Raw genomic sequence first — 15,727 nt, 5'->3', positions numbered from 1 at the left:
GACCCAAGGAGCGCCCGTGCAGATCACCCTGCGGTACTACGCCGCGGCCCAGGCCGCCGCCGGGACCGCTGCCGAGCACCTCGAGATGCCCGACGGCGGCACCCTCGCCGACGCGCTCGAGGCGGTGCGCGCCGTCGTGCGTCCGGCACGCGACGGCGCCCCGCAGCTCGCGGACGTGCTGCGCCGGTGCTCCTTCCTCGTCAACGAGGTCGCGGCGAAGGACCACGCCAGGCCGCTCGCCTCGGGCGACCAGGTGGACGTCCTGCCGCCGTTCGCGGGCGGCTGAGCGGGAAGACCCGCACATCCCCCGCAGGGATGACGACATGCCCGCCTCGGCGGCGTAGCGTTGAATCAGATCCCCCCGGGAGGTTGCCATGACGGATGCGGCGCGCAGGACTGCGGCACAGAAGAGAGCCATGCCTGGAGGTGCCACGCAGCGGCGCTGGCTCCGCTGGATTCCGGCCGCGGCGGTCCCCGCCGTGGTGGCCGTCGGCGTGCTCGCGTCTGGCGCGACGGCGGGCTCTCCGCCCCCGCCTGCGACCCCGAGCCAGGTACTCTCGCTCGTGGCGGGGCACACGGCGCAGGCCTTCTCCGGGACCATGGAGGAGCGCACCGACCTCGGCCTGCCGTCGATCCCGGGGCAGGCGCTCAGCGCCGCGAAGGGCAGCTCGAGCCTCGGCTCCGAGGCCGCCCTCCTCGACCTCCTCACCGCCGCGCACACCGCCAACGTCTACGCCGACGGGCCCACCCGGCAGCGCGTGCAGGTCATCGACCAGCTCGCCGAACGCGATGCGATCCGCAATGGCGCCGACGCATGGACGTACGATTCCTCGACGAACGCCGTGACCCACGCCGTGCTGCCCGCCGGAACCGCGGGCTCGCCCGAGGCAACGGCGAGCGCGGCGCCCCTGACCCCCGAGCAACTCGCCCAGCGGCTCCTCGCCGCGGCCGGCCCGAGCACGGACGTGTCGCTCGGCGACCCGGCCACCGTGGCCGGCCACAGCGCCTACACCCTCGTCCTCACCCCGAAGGCCTCCGCGACCCTCGTGGCCCAGGTGCGGATCGCCGTCGAGGCCCAGACCGGGCTGCCCCTCGCCGTGGACGTCTTCGCGAAGGGCCAGTCGGATCCCGCGGTGCACGCGGCCTTCACGAAGCTGGACCTGGCGGCCCCGGATCAGTCCGTGTTCGCGTTCACCCCGCCCCCGGGGGCCAAGGTCACCGAGAAGACGCTGCCCGCACCGGCCGGCAAGGCCGCCGCGAACAAGGCACCTTCGAGCGCGGCCCCCCAGGCGGCCCCCACCCACGCGCCCCGGGGCTGGGACACCGTCGTGACGATCCCGGCGGACAAGGTCCCGGCGGGGTTCGCGGACCAGCCGCTCGTGAAGCAGCTGGCCACGCCGGTGGCGGGCGGCCGGGTCGTCTCGTCGTCGCTGTTCACGGTGCTCCTCGCGGCGGACGGGCGCGTCCTCGCCGGCGCCGTGCCGGCATCAGCCCTCGAGGCGGCGGCCGCAGGCACAGGAACCAAGTGACCGACGGCCCCGCGATCCTCACGGACGGCCTCACCAAGCGCTTCGGCGCGCACACCGCCGTCGACGGCCTGAGCCTCGAGGTGCCGCGGGGCTCGGTGTACGGGTTCCTCGGGCCGAACGGCTCCGGCAAGACCACTACCATCCGCATGCTGCTGGGCCTCGTGGCCCCGAGCGCCGGGCGGGCCGAGGTGCTCGGGAGGGCCATGCCGCGCGGCGCGCGGGAGGTCCTGCCCCACGTGGGCGCCCTCGTGGAGGGGCCGGCCTTCTACCCGTTCCTCAGCGGCGCGGCGAATCTGGCCCGGTTCGACACCGCGGACCCGCTCGCGCCGGCCCGCACCCGCCCCGCCCGGATCGGAGCGGCACTCGAGCGCGTGGGCCTGTCCCACGCGGCGGCGAAGAAGGTGCATGCGTATTCGCTCGGCATGAAGCAGCGCCTCGGCCTCGCCGCCGCGCTGCTGGCCCCGCGCACGCTGCTGGTGCTCGACGAGCCCACCAACGGCCTCGACCCCCAGGGGACTCGCGAGGTCCGCGCGCTGATCCGGTCCCTCGCCGAGGACGGCACCAGCGTCTTCGTCTCGAGCCACCTCCTCGCCGAGGTCGAGCAGGTGTGCACCCATGCGGCAGTGCTCCGCACGGGTCGGCTCGTGGCTCACGGCACCCTCGACGCCCTCCGGGGCGCCGCCCGCCCACGGCTCACGGTCCGCACGCCCGATCTCTCCGAGGCCGCGGGCGTTCTGCGGGCCCTCGGGCTCGAGCTCGAGCCGGCGGCGCAGGGAACCGTGATCGGTGTGCTGCCGAAGACGGGGCACGACGGCGCCACCTCGCCTTCGGGCGCTCAGCGCGCCTCGGGCGCGGCCGCCTCACCCGACGGTTCCCCGGCGCCGGAGGACGTGGTCGCGGCGCTCGTGGCGTCGGGCGTGCGCGTGCGCGGGTTCAGCGCAGAGGCAGCGACGCTCGAGGAGCGGTTCGTAGAGCTCACCGGAGAGGGGTTCGATGTCGCAGGCTGAGGTGCTCTCCCCCGCGCCGGGCGCACATGCCGTCCGGCTCCTGGGCTCCGAGCTGCGGGTCATGTTCACGCGCTGGCGCACGTGGGCCATGCTGGCCGCGCTCGCCGCCGTGCCGGTGGTGATCGGCCTCGCGGTACGTTTCGCCCCCGGCCGTCCGCCCAGCGGCCGCGGGCCCGCCTTCCTGGACCAGATCACGGACAACGGGCTGTTCGCGGGCGTTGTGGGGCTCGTGGTGTGCACCCCCCTGTTCCTTCCGCTGACGGTCAGCGTCGTCTCGGGGGACGCGATCGCGGGCGAGGCGAGCCTCGGCACCCTGCGGTACCTGCTCGCGGCGCCGGTCGGCCGCGTGCGCCTGCTCGCGGTGAAGTACCTCAGCGCGCTCGTGTTCTGCGCGGCGGCCGCACTCGCCGTCGTCCTCGGTGGGACGGCGGTGGGAGTGGTGCTGTTCCCGCTCGGGAAGGCGACGCTCCTCTCGGGGACCCAGATCGGCGCGGGCGAGTCCCTCGTGAGGCTCCTGCTCATGGCGGCCTATGTGACCGTCTCGCTGCTGGGGCTCGCGGCGATCGGCCTGTTCGCCTCGACCCTGACTTCTGTGCCGGTCGGCGCGATGGCCGCGACGGCCGTGCTCGCGGTCGTCTCGCAGATCCTCGGCGCGCTCGACCAGCTGGACTGGCTGCACCCGTGGCTCTTCACCGACCACTGGCTCGGGCTCGCGGACTTCCTGCGTGACCCGATCTCCTGGGACTCGTTCGGGCAGAACGCGTGGCTCCAAGTCGGCTACATCGCGCTGTTCGGGGCGCTCGCCTACGGCCGGTTCACCACGAAGGACATCCTGGCCTGACCCCCAGCGCAGGGAAGTGACCCCCCATCCGTGAAGTGACCCCTCACCCAGAACACCCCACCCAGAACAGGATGGGGGGTCACTTCACCATTGAGGGGTCACTTCACCATTGAGGGGTCACTTCTCAAGGACACAGGGCAACGTCAGAGCGCGAGGCCGAAGGTCTCCGTCTCCTCGAAGGGGCCGACCACGGTGGTGGTCCTCGGCGCCGTCGCGAGGACCCGGGCGAGCTCCTGCACCTCGCTGGCCGTGACGGCCGCGATCTGCGCGAGGGTCTCCTCGATGTCCTGGAACTCTCCCGAGACGAGCTCGGCGCGGCCGAGGCGGGACATGCGCGAGCCGGTGTCCTCGAGCGCGAGGACGATCCCTCCGCGCAGCTGCCCCACGGCCTTGCGCAGCTCCTCCTCGGTGATCCCGTGCTCAGCGAGCTTCTCGAGCTCGGCGGCCATGAGCGCCAGCACCTGCGGGACCTTCGCCGGGGCGCACCCGCCGTAGATCCCGAAGTACCCGGCGTCGGCATACGCCGAGGCGAACGAGTAGGTCGAGTACACGAGACCGCGCTTCTCGCGGATCTCCTGGAACAGCCGCGAGGACATGCCCCCGCCGAGGACCGCGTTGAGCACGCTCATGACGTACCGCCGCGAGTCGGTGGCGATGATCGACGGGCAGCCCATGATCACGTTGGCCTGCTCGACCTGACGCTTGACCACGGTCAGGCCGGGCCGGCCCGTGATGGCCGCGGGCGCCGTCGTGCGCCGCGCGACCGGCGCCGCGCCCTCGGTGAGGTTCCAGCCGGCGGTGCGCAGCGCGTCGAGCACGAGGGCACACACGGTCTCGTGGTCGAGCCCGCCCGCGGCGGTGATCACGAGCTCGTCGGGCCGGTAGTAGCGCCGGTAGTGCTGGAAGACGGACTCCCGGGGAACGGCCTTGATGGCCTCGGGGGTGCCGCCGATGGGGCGGCCCAGCGGGTGCTCGCCGAGGACCGCGGCGACGAAGTGCTCGTGAGCGACATCCGTCGGGTCGTCGCCGTCCATGGCGATCTCCTCGAGGATGACGTCGCGCTCCTGCTCGAGCTCGTCGGCGTCCAGCACCGCGGACGTGACCATGTCCGCGATGACGTCGATCGCCATCGGCAGGTCAGTGTCGAGCACCCGCGCGTAGTAGCACGTGCTCTCCTTCGCCGTGGCGGCGTTCGACTCGCCACCCACCTCGTCGAACGCCGAGGCGATCTCGAGGGCGGTGCGGCGACCGGTGCCCTTGAACAGCAGGTGCTCGAGGAAGTGCGTGGACCCGTGCTGGCCCTCGGCCTCGTCACGGGAGCCCACACCGACCCAGAAGCCGATCGACGCCGACCGCTGGCCGGGCATCGCCTCCGTGAGGACGCGCACGCCCCCGGGGAGGATGGAACGGCGCACGACGGCGCCGCCCTCCTTCCCGAAGATCGTGGTCGACGCGGGGGCGCCGTCCACGAGCTGGCCAGCGGTCAGCGGCAGTTCGACTGTCGCCATGCGGCTACGCGTCGGCCGATTCGGCCGCCGGCTCGGCAGAGACAGCATCAGCGCCAGAGTCGGCGTCCTGGGGCTTCTCGTCCACGACGGGCGCGAGGGAGAGCTTGCCACGGTCGTCGATCTTCGTGATCTCGACCTGGACCTTCTGGCCCACCGAGACGACATCCTCGACGTTGTCGACGCGCTTGCCGCCGGCGAGCTTGCGCAGCTCGGAGATGTGCAGCAGGCCGTCCTTGCCCGGGGTGAGCGAGACGAAGGCGCCGAACGTGGTGGTCTTCACGACGGTGCCGAGGTAGCGCTCGCCGACCTCGGGCAGCTGCGGGTTCGCGATCGCGTTGACCGCGGCCCGGGCCGCCTCGGCGGAGGAGCCGTCGGTCGCGCCGATGAGCACGGTGCCGTCGTCCTCGATCGAGATGTCGGCGCCCGTGTCCTCCTGGATCTGGTTGATCATCTTGCCCTTGGGGCCGATGACCTCGCCGATCTTGTCCACGGGGATCTTGATCGCGATGATGCGCGGGGCGAACTCGGAGAGCTCGTCCGGGCGGTCGATCGCGGCGTTGATCACCGAGAGGATGTGCAGGCGGGCCTCACGGGCCTGCTTGAGCGCGGCGGCGAGGACCGAGGCGGGGATGCCGTCGAGCTTCGTGTCGAGCTGGATCGCGGTGACGAACTCGGAGGTGCCGGCGACCTTGAAGTCCATGTCCCCGAACGCGTCCTCGGCGCCGAGGATGTCGGTCAGCGCCGCGTAGCGGGTCTGACCGTCCACCTCGTCGGAGACGAGCCCCATCGCGATGCCCGCGACCGGAGCCTTGAGCGGCACGCCGGCGTTGAGGAGCGACAGGGTCGAGGCGCACACGGAGCCCATCGAGGTCGAGCCGTTCGAGCCGAGGGCCTCGGACACCTGGCGGATCGCGTACGGGAACTCCTCGCGCGAGGGCAGGACCGGCACGAGGGCGCGCTCGGCGAGGGCGCCGTGGCCGATCTCGCGGCGCTTCGGCGAGCCGACGCGGCCCGTCTCGCCCGTGGAGTACGGCGGGAAGTTGTAGTTGTGCATGTAGCGCTTGTGCGTGACCGGCGAGAGCGAGTCGATCTGCTGCTCCATCTTGAGCATGTTCAGCGTCGTGACGCCCAGGATCTGGGTCTCGCCCCGCTCGAAGATCGCGGAGCCGTGGACGCGCGGGAGCACCTCGACCTCGGCGGTGAGCTGGCGGATGTCCGTCAGGCCGCGGCCGTCGATGCGGACCTGGTCCTTGAGGATGCGCTGGCGGACGACCTTCTTGGTCACCGAGCGGAACGCTGCGGAGAGCTCCTTCTCGCGGCCCTCGAACTGCTCGGCGAGCTGCGCGAGCACCTCGGCCTTGAGTGCGTCGGACGCGGTGTCGCGCTCCTGCTTGTCCGCGATCTGGAAGACCTCGGCGAGCTTGGCAGCGGAAGCCCCGTCGACGGCGTCGTACGCGTCCGCCTCGTAGTCGAGGAAGATCGGGAACTCCGTGGTGGGCTTCGCCGCGCGGTCGGCGAGGTCCTGCTGGGCCTCGCACAGGGCGCGGATGAACGGCTTAGCGGCCTCGAGGCCCTCGGCCACGATCTCCTCGGTCGGGGCGGTGGCGCCCTCGTCCTTGATGAGGTTCCACGCGTTGTCGGTGGCCTCGGCCTCGACCATCATGATGGCGATGTCGTCGCCGGCAGCGCCGGAGCCAGTACCGCCGGAGACGACACGGCCGGCGACGACCATCGAGAACGTCGCCTTGGCCAGCTGGGAGTGCTTCGGGAAGGCGACCCACTGGGCGCCGTTCTCGTCGTGCACGAGCGCGACTCGCACGCCGCCGATCGGGCCCGAGAACGGCAGGCCGCCGAGCTGGGTGGACATCGACGCGGCGTTGATCGCCACGGCGTCGTAGAGCTCGTCGGGGTTGACGGCGAGGACGGTCACGACGACCTGGACCTCGTTGCGCAGGCCCTTGACGAACGCCGGGCGCAGCGGGCGGTCCATGAGGCGGCACGCGAGGATGGCCTCGGTCGAGGGGCGGCCCTCGCGGCGGAAGAACGAGCCGGGGATGCGGCCCGCGGCGTACATGCGCTCCTCGACGTCAACCGTCAGCGGGAAGAAGTCGAAGCCCTCGCGCGGGGACTTGCCGGCCGTCGTGGCCGAGAGGAGCGCGGTGTCGTCGTCGATGTAGACCATCGCGGCACCGGCGGCCTGCTTGGCCAGACGGCCGGTCTCGAAGCGCACGACGCGCTGACCGAAGCGGCCGTTGTCGATGACGGCCTCAGAGAACTGGATCTCGGGACCCTCCATGGGAGAGCACCTCCATTTCGTGAGCGTGGAGGCAACTCGGAACCCGGTCTTCGATCGAGGCCCTTGGCGCATGGGCGTCGAGGACGCCATGCCCGCAAAGGCCACTACCGAGGACCGCAGGCAGCCGGTGCCTCCTGGTGGTGATTCGGTTGTGGGGCCCGGCGGCGCCGGAAGCCCGTTGTGAGAAGCGGCCCGCCCTTCCTCAAGAAGAAGGTCGGGCCGCTCCCAAGACTACCGGCGCAGGCCGAGGCGCTCGATGAGCGAGCGGTAGCGCGCGATGTCGGTGTCGTGCAGGTAGGCGAGCATGCGCTTGCGGCGACCCACGAGCGCGAGCAGGCCGCGCTGGGTGTGGAAGTCGTGCTTGTGCTGCTTCATGTGCTCAGTCAAGTCCTTGATGCGCTTGGTGAGGACGGCGATCTGGACCTCGGGGGACCCGGTGTCGCCTTCCTTCGTCGCGTATTCCTTGATGATCTCCTGCTTGACGGCGGGATCCAAAGCCATTGGAGCTCCTCGTTTCGTGCCGTGCGGCCCGCTGGACGCTGCGTCCCCGGGGAACACCGGCCGCCCGCTGCTGCGGTTGATGCGCCCGGCGCGGCCCAGGCCGCCACGGACTGCAGCGAGGGCCACAGAGGATTCTATCGGTTCTTGGGGCGCCGTGTCGAAACGTGATCCCTGATGCGAATCGGCTCGAGCGGCGGCTCGCGCAGTTCGGCCCAGCCGAGCACGACGAATGCCAGGCCCCAGACCCCCACGAGGAACTCACCGACGGCGGAGGAGCCGCCGAGCGCCAGCCCGGGGTACACGATCACGATCGGCAGGATGCCGACACCGAGGGGAACGAACCGCTCCCACCCGGTCCACGCGTGGTTCCGCAGCTCCGCGACACCGGCGAGGATGAAGCCGAGCGGAGCCAGGACGGACGCGGCCGCGGCGAAGTACCACAGGTCCCCGAAGGGGCGGACCAGATTCGAGATCGCCAGGACGGCCAGCCCCACGATGGCGAGCCCGAGCCCCGTGCGGGCCAGTGCGCCACCGCCGAAGGAGTGGTCCGACCACAGCCCGACGGCGCCGGCAGTAAGCAGGAGCTGAGCGATGCCGATCCCGGGCCCCACCGCCATGAAGTACCCCGCGACGCTCGTGGCCGCGAACCCTCCGGTGTGGAGGAGGAACATGGCGGCTCCGCCCACGATCATGCCGAGGGCCGCCCACCGGATCCAGGCCCGGCCCGAACCGCCGCGGCCCGCCGGAATCCCGCTCATGTGCCGGATTCTAGGCCTGAAGTCCGCGACCCGCCAGAACGTGGCGGGCCTGGTCGACGTCGAGCTTCATCTGTTCGACGAGGGCCTCGGGACCGCGGTAGGCGACCATGCCTCGGAGCCGCTCGACGAACTCCACGACGACCTTCTGCCCGTAGAGGTCGAAGGACTCCGGTGCCTCGTCGGGGCGGTCGATCACGTGGGCCTCGACCTGCCGGGAAACCCCCGCGAAGGTGGGGTTGGAGCCCACCGAGATGGCCGCGGGCCAGCGCGTGCCCGACTCGTCGACGAGCCAGCCGGCATAGATGCCGTCGGCCGGAATGTGTCCGACGGCCTCGTGCGCGAGGTTCGCGGTGGGGAAGCCGAGTGCGCGGCCACGCGCCGCCCCGTGGACCACCTCGCCGTGCATCGAGTGCGGCCGTCCGAGGATCTCGGCGGCGGTGCGCACGTCGCCCTTCTCGAGGGCCTCGCGGACCCACGTCGACGAGCAGCGGCGCTCCTCGTCGTCGTCCACCTCCTGCCCCGCGCTCGCCGGAGCGTGCTCGGTGAACTCCTCGACTACGACGACGCCGAACCCGAAGCGATCGCCGAGTTCCTGCATCGTGGCCAGGTCGCCGGCGTTGCCGCGCCCGAACCGGACGTCGTGGCCCACCACGACGTGGGAGGCGTGCAGCGCGTCGACGAAGATCCCGCGGACAAACTCCTCGGCGCTCTGCTGGGCGAACTCGAGCGTGTAGTGCAGCACGAGGATCGCGTCGAGCCCGTAGGCCGACAGCGCGGCGAGGCGGTCTTCGATGCCCATGATGAGATGGGGGGCCGTGTCCGGGCGGTGGACCTGGGCAGGGTGGGGATCGAACGTGATGGCGACGGCCCGGCTCCCGCTCTGCCTGGCAGTCTCCGTCAGCTGTGCGAGGACCTGTTGGTGGCCGCGGTGGACGCCGTCGAAGTTCCCGATGGTGACGGCCGTGGGACCGATGTTCCCGGGAATCTCGTCCGTTCCGTGCCAGATCAAGACCATCGTCCTCGCCTCGTCGCCATGTATGTGCCTGTCAAGACTACCGGTCTCCGCCCTCGCCCACGTCGGCCGTCTTTCGGGGCCTGTTGTAGAGCAGCCACGCGATCCCGAGGAACGGCAGGACCAGCGGCACGTAGCCGTACCCGCGTCCGAAGCCGCTCCAGACCGTGTCATGCGGGAAGGCCGCGGGGTCCAGCACGCTGGCCGCTCCGACAGCGACGACGCCGACGAGCTCGAGGAGGATCGCCCCGAGCGTCACGTACCAGCTGGTCACGCCGCGCCGGGCCATCGCGATGGTGGCGACGATATAGACGACGGCCGCGACCGCGCTCAGGAGGTAGGCGAGCGGCGCCGCGGAGAACTGGGTCGCGATCTGGTAGCCGGCGCGGGCGGTGGCCGAGAGCGCGAAGACGCCGTAGACGGCCACGAGGATCCGCCCGAGCCCGACGCTGCGGGTGCGGGGAGAGTGCTCGGGCTTGGGCGCGGGCGTGCTGGGGGTCATGAGAAGGGGGCTCCATTCCAGATCTGCTCCATGCGGAACAGCATCACAAAGATCGTCAGCGGCACCGCACCGAGCACCGCGTTGCTCCACCGGGTCTTGTCCGCGATGGCCCACCAGAACGCGACGATCGGGACGATGAGGGCGGTGGCGAAGTACCCCCAGAACTCCCAGGCCTCCCCACGGATCGACTCGCCGCCGGCCTGCCGGATCCCGGCGGCCACGCCGAACACGACGAGGAAGACCTCGACGACGGCCACCGATACGATGGCCGCGTCCCCGGGATAGGTCTTCGTGATCACGGCCGCGACGCACAGGATGAGCGAGAGGGCACACAGGGCTGTGCCGACGATGAAGAAGGGGTCCACGCTCAGGCGTCCTCTCCCTGCGCGGCGAAGACGAGCTCGGGCTTGGCGAGGCCGGCGACGTCCTTCACGAGGGCGACCAGCGCGCCGTCGGGCGCGAACGCAGCGGTGAGCGCCTCCGTGCCCGTCGCGGGGATGCGGCGCCCGAACGACAGCTCGACCGTCTCGTCGGCACTGAGCTCGCGCACAGGCAGCAGCTCGCGCGCGGCATCCGCGAGCGGGAGCACCTCGAAGTCCTCGGCGAGCTGTTCGAGGGTCCGTGCCTGCTCGATCCCGTAGGGCCCGACCTGGGTGCGACGCAGGGCCGTGAGGTGACCGCCGACCCCGAGGTCGGCGCCGAGGTCGCGCGCCAGGGCCCGGATGTACGTGCCCGAGGAGCAGCGCACGGTGACGTCGACGTCCTGGAGCTTGCCGGCCCGCTCGCGGCGGATGCCGTGGATCTCGAACGCGTGGATCGTGACGGGCCGGGCTTCCAAGGTGACCTGCTCCCCCGCCCGGACGCGCGCGTACGAGCGCTCGCCCGCGACCTTGATGGCGCTCACGCTGCTGGGCACCTGGAGGATGTCCCCTGTGAGCCGGGCGGCGGCGTCGCGGACCTGCTGCTCGGTGACCGCGGCGGCGATCCGTTCCTCGAGGATCTCGCCCTCGGCGTCGTCGGTGACCGTGCGCTGGCCCAGCCGGATCGTCGCCGTGTACGTCTTCTCGGTGCCGACGATGTGGGAGAGGAGGCGGGTGGCCTTGTTGATGCCCACCACGAGCACCCCCGTGGCCATGGGGTCCAGCGTGCCGGCATGGCCCACCTTGCGCGTGCCCGCGAGCCTGCGGACCTTCCCCACCACGTCGTGGCTCGTCCACCCGCGTGGCTTGTCCACGATCACCAGTCCTGAAAGCACGCCTCCCAGTATATGGAGCCGGGATCAGTACTCGACGCGGCCCTCGAATTCGGTCCATGCCGTGAAGGGGCGCCCCTGAGTGGGCATCTGGGTCCTGATGATCGGAAGGAGCGAGTGCTCGCCGTGGCCGCCAGAACCGGCGTCGAAGTACTCGTAGAACGCCGCGTCGTCGAAGCCGACGGCCGCCGCGTCGTGGCGGTCCGCCGCATAGTGAACGGAGCCGATCCGCGCCCACAGGGCAGCGGCAAGGCACAGCGGGCAGGGCTCGCAGCTCGCGTACAGCGCCGCGCCGGTGAGGTCGAACCCCGCCGCAGCTGCCGCCCCGCGGATCGCGACCACTTCCGCGTGGGCGGTGGGATCGTTGTCCCGAGTCACGCGGTTCTGGCCCTCGAACGTCCGCCCGTCGGGCAGCACGACCACGGCGCCGAACGGGCCACCGCCCTCCGCGACGTTCGCTACCGCAAGGTCGACGGCGCGCGCGAGGTACCGCTCGACGTCGTCCGATCGTGCGGGCTGGGACATCTCAGGCATGGGCCCATCCTAGGGGCCCCGGCGGTGCAGGGATGCGAGGGCGCGAATCATGGCCACACACCGGGTGGGACGTCGCGGGGTCGGCGGCCCAGGGAAGCACGACGTACTTCCTCGAGAGCCAGGGCGCCGTACTCGGGCCATGTCGACTCGCACGCCTACGCCCTCGCGGTCCAGGGCAGCACGCTGTACGCGACCACTGATGCCTTGCCCATGAGCGAGAACGATCCGCCGAATGGCAAGCTCGTCTCCCTCAAGCTCTGAGCCTCGGGAAGGCAGCAGAGGGGCGGCGCCTCATCCGATCGGATGAGGCGCCGCCCCTTCGTCGTGAGACGGCGCGCGTCAGTCGTCGCGCGGCTCGACGCCGTCGGACTCGTCCTCGCCGTCGTACTCGTCCCCGTCGCCGGCGAGAACGTCGTCCTCCGCCTTGCGGTACGGGTCGGCGTCGCCCGCGGGGGTCGCGCCTTGGGCGAGCTGGGCCACCTCGGCGTCACGCGCCTTGGCCTGACGCAGAAGGTCCTCGAGGTGCGAGGCATTGACGGGGATCTCGTCGGCGACGAACTCGAGCGTCGGCGTGAGCCGGATCGTAAGGTTGCGCCCCACCTCGCGGCGGAGCACCCCCTTCTTGGTCTCGAGCACCTCGCGGGCGGCCTCCGCAGCGGCGCTGTCGCCGAGCACGGTGTAGTACACGGTGGCGTGCTGGAGGTCGTTGGTCACGCGGGCGTCGGTGATCGTGATCGCCTCCGCGCGCTCGTCCTTGACGGACTTGCGCAGGGCCTCAGCGACGACCACCTTGATGCGCTGCGCGAGGCGCGCGGCGCGGGCCGGATCGGCCATGGTGTTCTCCTTCATGGGAAGGTCCGTGGACAGGACAGGCGGAAGGGGCCCCGCGGGCGGGACCCCTTCCTTCCGAGCCGACTAGACGCGCGGCTTCTCGCGCATCTCGAACGTCTCGATGATGTCCTCGAGCTGGAGGTCGTTGAACGAGCCGAGCCCGATACCGCACTCGAAGCCCTCTCGGACCTCAGTCGCGTCGTCCTTGAACCGCTTGAGCGACTCGATCGTGAGCTTGTCGCCCACCACGACGCCGTTGCGCAGCACGCGGGCCTTCGCGTTGCGGCGGATGAGGCCGCTGCGGACGATCGAGCCGGCGATGTTGCCGAACTTGGAGGACTTGAAGATCTCCCGGACCTCGGCGGTGCCGAGCTGGACCTCCTCGTACTCCGGCTTGAGCATGCCCTTGAGCGCAAGCTCGATGTCGTCGATCGCCGCGTAGATGACCGAGTAGAAGCGCATGTCCACGCCCTCGCGGTCCGCGAGCTCGGCAACGCGCTCCGCCGGCTTGACGTTGAAGCCGATGATGATCGCGTTGTCGACCGTGGCGAGGTTGACATCGTTCTGGGTGATCGCACCGACGCCGCGGTGGATGACCCGGAGCTGGACGTCCTCGCCCACATCGATCTTGAGCAGCGAGTCCTCGAGCGCCTCGACGGCACCGGACACATCGCCCTTGAGGATGAGGTTGAGGGTGTCGATCTTGCCCTCGGCCACAGCCTGGTCGAAGTCCTCGAGGCTGATCCGCTTGCGGCGCTTGGCCAGCTGCGCGTTGCGGTCGGCGGCCTCGCGCTTCTCGGCGATCTGCCGCGCGGTGCGGTCGTCCTCGGTCACGAGGAACGTGTCGCCTGCACGCGGCACCGAGGACAGGCCCAGGACCTGGACCGGTCGCGACGGGGTCGCGGCCTCGACGGACTCGCCGTCCTCGTCGAACATCGCACGGACGCGGCCGTGGGCCGTGCCCGCGACCATGTTGTCGCCGACGTGGAGCGTGCCGGACTGCACGAGCACGGTCGCGACGGCGCCGCGGCCCTTGTCGAGGTTCGCCTCGATCGCAACGCCGCGCGCATCCTTGTTCGGGTTCGCGCGCAGGTCCAGCGCGGGCGTCGGCCGTGAGCAGGACCGCGGAGAGCAGGTCATCGATGTGCAGGTTCTGGCGTGCGGAGACGTCGACGAACATGGTGTCGCCGCCGTACTCCTCGGGAACCAGGCCGTACTCGGTGAGCTGACCGCGGATCTTCTCCGGGTTCGCGCCCTCCTTGTCGATCTTGTTCACCGCGACCACGATCGGCACGCCGGCCGCCTGGGCGTGGTTGAGCGCCTCGACGGTCTGCGGCATGACGCCGTCATCCGCGGCCACCACGAGCACCGCGATGTCCGTCACCTGGGCACCGCGGGCACGCATGGCGGTGAACGCCTCGTGGCCCGGGGTGTCGATGAAGGTGAGCTTGCGCTCGCGGCCGTCGTGGTCGAAGGCGATCTGGTACGCACCGATGTGCTGCGTGATGCCGCCGTGCTCGCCCTCCACCACATTGGTGTTTCGGATGGCATCGAGCAGGCGCGTCTTGCCGTGGTCAACGTGGCCCATGACGGTCACGACGGCGGGACGCTTCTCGAGGTCCTCGTCGGTCTCGGCTTCGAGCTCTGCCTCGAGGTCGATGTCGAAGGACTCGAGGAGCTCGCGCTCCTCGTCCTCCGGCGAGACGACCTGGATCTTGTAGCCGAGCTCCTCGCCGAGCACCGAGAAGGTCTCCTCGTCGAGGGACTGCGTGGCCGTGGCCATCTCACCGAGGTGGAACAGCACGGTCACGAGCGAGGCGGGGTTCGCGTTGATCTTCTCCGCGAAGTCCGTGATCGACGCGCCGCGGCGGAGCCGGACGATCGTCGAGCCGTCGCCACGGGGCACCGAGACGCCGCCGAGCGACGGTGCGCTCATCTGCTCCAGTTCCTGGCGCTTCGCGCGCTTCGACTTGCGCTGCTTGCCACGACCGGCGCCGCCCTTGCCGAACGCGCCCTGCGTGCCGCCGCGGCCGCGGCCGCCCTTGCCGAAGCCGCCGCCAGCGGGGCCGCCGCCGCCGGGGGCGCCGCCCGGGCGGCCCGGACCGCGTCCGCCGGTGCCTGCGGGACGGGCACCCGGCTGCGGACGGTCAGTACGAGGAGGCATCATGCCGGGGTTCGGGCGGGGACCGCCCGAACCGCCGGGACGCGGAGCACCGCCGGGACGGGGAGCGCCACCGGGACGCGGAGCGCCGCCGGGACGCGGAGCGCCGCCGGGACGCGGAGCACCCGGACGCGGGGCACCCGGGCGCGGGATCCCGGACGTGCCGCCGGGACGCGGGCCCGCGGGGCGCGGACCACCCGGGCGGTCGCCGTCACGGCCACCCGGACGGGGCATGCCCTGGGACGAGGCGAACGGGTTGTTGCCCGGGCGAGGTGCGCGATCGCCGTCGCGCGCGGGGCGCTGCATGCCCTGCGACGACGAGAACGGGTTGTTGCCGGGACGCGGACCGCTCGGGCGCGGGCCGGGGGTCGCCGCCGGACGGGCACCGGGCCGCGGTGCAGACGAGCCGGCGGCCGGACGCGTCGCGGGGCGCGGAGCATCCGACGCCGCGGGGCGAGCCGGCTGGGCCGCGGGACGCGGCGCCGACTCCGCGGCGGGCTGCCGCGGTGCCTCGGCGCGTGCCGGGGCCGAGGCGGGCGCTGCCGCCTTCGGGGCGGGCGCTGCCGCCTTCGGGGCGGGCGCCGGGCGCGCCGGACCGGGGGTCGGGGCACCGGAGGACGGCCGGGGAGCCGGGCGCGAGGGCTTCTCCGCCGCCGTCGCGGAGGACTTAGAACCCGCTCCGTTCTTGCCGGTGTTCTTCCCGGCTTCGCCGGGGTAGGCGTCGCGAAGCTTCTTCACGACGGGCGCCTCGATGGTCGAGGACGCAGAACGCACGAACTCGCCGAGCTCTGCGAGCTTGGCGACGGCGTCCTTTGAGGTGATACCGAGCTCCTTGGCGAGCTCGTGTACGCGGACCTTGGCCACATTTCTCCTGTCTCGGTCCGCACCGAGCCAGGCACGGACCGTCTACTGCTTGCTGCAGGCTCCCTCAGCGCGGGTACGCCTCGTGGAGCCCTCGGCGGTGCGCAACGAGAAGGTCATTGCTACGCACTCAT

The 15,727-nt window shown here is 71.6% G+C and carries 14 protein-coding genes and 1 pseudogene; 4 read left to right on the top strand and 11 right to left on the bottom strand.

Annotation, left to right across the window (positions count from 1 at the left end):
• Positions 1-22 precede the first annotated feature (22 nt).
• From SCMU_RS07900 to SCMU_RS07885, 4 genes are all read left to right on the top strand, one after another.
• The gene (locus tag SCMU_RS07900) at positions 23-286 is read left to right on the top strand and encodes a MoaD/ThiS family protein (protein ID WP_443020281.1); all 264 of its coding nucleotides are present in this window, start codon (positions 23-25) and stop codon (positions 284-286) included.
• 130 nt (positions 287-416) lie between these two features.
• Positions 417-1,529, top strand: coding sequence for a LolA family protein (locus SCMU_RS07895; protein WP_229232461.1), 1,113 nt, complete (start codon positions 417-419; stop codon positions 1,527-1,529).
• Positions 1,526-2,536, top strand: coding sequence for an ABC transporter ATP-binding protein (locus SCMU_RS07890; protein WP_229232460.1), 1,011 nt, complete (start codon positions 1,526-1,528; stop codon positions 2,534-2,536). Before SCMU_RS07895 ends, SCMU_RS07890 begins: the two co-directional genes overlap by 4 nt.
• Positions 2,523-3,377, top strand: coding sequence for an ABC transporter permease (locus SCMU_RS07885; protein ID WP_229232458.1), 855 nt, complete (start codon positions 2,523-2,525; stop codon positions 3,375-3,377). The genes SCMU_RS07890 and SCMU_RS07885 overlap by 14 nt, the downstream gene beginning before the upstream one ends.
• A 143-nt stretch (positions 3,378-3,520) precedes the next feature.
• On the opposite strand, the gene SCMU_RS07880 is transcribed toward SCMU_RS07885, so the two are convergent.
• The 11 genes and pseudogenes from SCMU_RS07880 to infB form a co-directional block, all read right to left on the bottom strand.
• Positions 3,521-4,885 (bottom strand): M16 family metallopeptidase, encoded by a 1,365-nt coding sequence (locus tag SCMU_RS07880; RefSeq protein WP_229232457.1) that lies wholly within the window; start codon positions 4,883-4,885, stop codon positions 3,521-3,523.
• Between the two features lie 4 nt (positions 4,886-4,889).
• Positions 4,890-7,181: a polyribonucleotide nucleotidyltransferase gene (locus SCMU_RS07875; protein ID WP_229232456.1), complete on the bottom strand. Its 2,292-nt coding sequence runs from the start codon at positions 7,179-7,181 to the stop codon at positions 4,890-4,892.
• Positions 7,182-7,412: 231 nt separating this feature from the next.
• Positions 7,413-7,682, bottom strand: a complete 270-nt coding sequence (gene rpsO, locus SCMU_RS07870; protein ID WP_066497233.1) for a 30S ribosomal protein S15 — start codon at positions 7,680-7,682, stop codon at positions 7,413-7,415.
• Between the two features lie 134 nt (positions 7,683-7,816).
• Positions 7,817-8,440 (bottom strand): hypothetical protein, encoded by a 624-nt coding sequence (locus tag SCMU_RS07865; protein WP_229232455.1) that lies wholly within the window; start codon positions 8,438-8,440, stop codon positions 7,817-7,819.
• Positions 8,441-8,450: 10 nt separating this feature from the next.
• On the bottom strand, positions 8,451-9,455 hold the full coding sequence (locus SCMU_RS07860) for a bifunctional riboflavin kinase/FAD synthetase (RefSeq protein ID WP_443020241.1): 1,005 nt from the start codon (positions 9,453-9,455) through the stop codon (positions 8,451-8,453).
• Positions 9,456-9,492: 37 nt separating this feature from the next.
• Positions 9,493-9,954 (bottom strand): hypothetical protein, encoded by a 462-nt coding sequence (locus SCMU_RS07855; RefSeq protein ID WP_229232453.1) that lies wholly within the window; start codon positions 9,952-9,954, stop codon positions 9,493-9,495.
• On the bottom strand, positions 9,951-10,319 hold the full coding sequence (locus SCMU_RS07850) for a hypothetical protein (protein WP_229232452.1): 369 nt from the start codon (positions 10,317-10,319) through the stop codon (positions 9,951-9,953). Before SCMU_RS07850 ends, SCMU_RS07855 begins: the two co-directional genes overlap by 4 nt.
• 2 nt (positions 10,320-10,321) lie before the next feature.
• On the bottom strand, positions 10,322-11,209 hold the full coding sequence (gene truB / locus SCMU_RS07845; protein ID WP_443020240.1) for a tRNA pseudouridine(55) synthase TruB: 888 nt from the start codon (positions 11,207-11,209) through the stop codon (positions 10,322-10,324).
• A gap of 24 nt (positions 11,210-11,233) precedes the next feature.
• The gene (locus tag SCMU_RS07840; protein WP_443020280.1) at positions 11,234-11,731 is read right to left on the bottom strand and encodes a nucleoside deaminase; all 498 of its coding nucleotides are present in this window, start codon (positions 11,729-11,731) and stop codon (positions 11,234-11,236) included.
• 348 nt (positions 11,732-12,079) lie between these two features.
• Positions 12,080-12,574: a 30S ribosome-binding factor RbfA gene (rbfA, locus tag SCMU_RS07835; RefSeq protein WP_229232964.1), complete on the bottom strand. Its 495-nt coding sequence runs from the start codon at positions 12,572-12,574 to the stop codon at positions 12,080-12,082.
• 81 nt (positions 12,575-12,655) lie between these two features.
• A pseudogene (gene infB / locus SCMU_RS07830) lies at positions 12,656-15,596 on the bottom strand (translation initiation factor IF-2).
• Positions 15,597-15,727 lie beyond the last annotated feature (131 nt).

Source organism: Sinomonas cyclohexanicum, from assembly GCF_020886775.1.
Lineage (GTDB): Bacteria > Actinomycetota > Actinomycetes > Actinomycetales > Micrococcaceae > Sinomonas > Sinomonas cyclohexanicum.
This window is presented reverse-complemented; position numbering and strand designations above follow the sequence as displayed.

Coding starts and splice junctions, on each gene's coding strand:
- SCMU_RS07895 (WP_229232461.1), top strand. CDS start 417: ATGCCTGGAGGTGCCACGCAGCGGCGCTGGCTCCGCTGGATTCCGGCC.
- SCMU_RS07885 (WP_229232458.1), top strand. CDS start 2,523: ATGTCGCAGGCTGAGGTGCTCTCCCCCGCGCCGGGCGCACATGCCGTC.
- SCMU_RS07880 (WP_229232457.1), bottom strand. CDS start 4,885: ATGGCGACAGTCGAACTGCCGCTGACCGCTGGCCAGCTCGTGGACGGC.
- SCMU_RS07875 (WP_229232456.1), bottom strand. CDS start 7,181: ATGGAGGGTCCCGAGATCCAGTTCTCTGAGGCCGTCATCGACAACGGC.
- rpsO (WP_066497233.1), bottom strand. CDS start 7,682: ATGGCTTTGGATCCCGCCGTCAAGCAGGAGATCATCAAGGAATACGCG.
- SCMU_RS07865 (WP_229232455.1), bottom strand. CDS start 8,440: ATGAGCGGGATTCCGGCGGGCCGCGGCGGTTCGGGCCGGGCCTGGATC.
- SCMU_RS07860 (WP_443020241.1), bottom strand. CDS start 9,455: ATGGTCTTGATCTGGCACGGAACGGACGAGATTCCCGGGAACATCGGT.
- SCMU_RS07855 (WP_229232453.1), bottom strand. CDS start 9,954: ATGACCCCCAGCACGCCCGCGCCCAAGCCCGAGCACTCTCCCCGCACC.
- SCMU_RS07840 (WP_443020280.1), bottom strand. CDS start 11,731: ATGTCCCAGCCCGCACGATCGGACGACGTCGAGCGGTACCTCGCGCGC.
- rbfA (WP_229232964.1), bottom strand. CDS start 12,574: ATGGCCGATCCGGCCCGCGCCGCGCGCCTCGCGCAGCGCATCAAGGTG.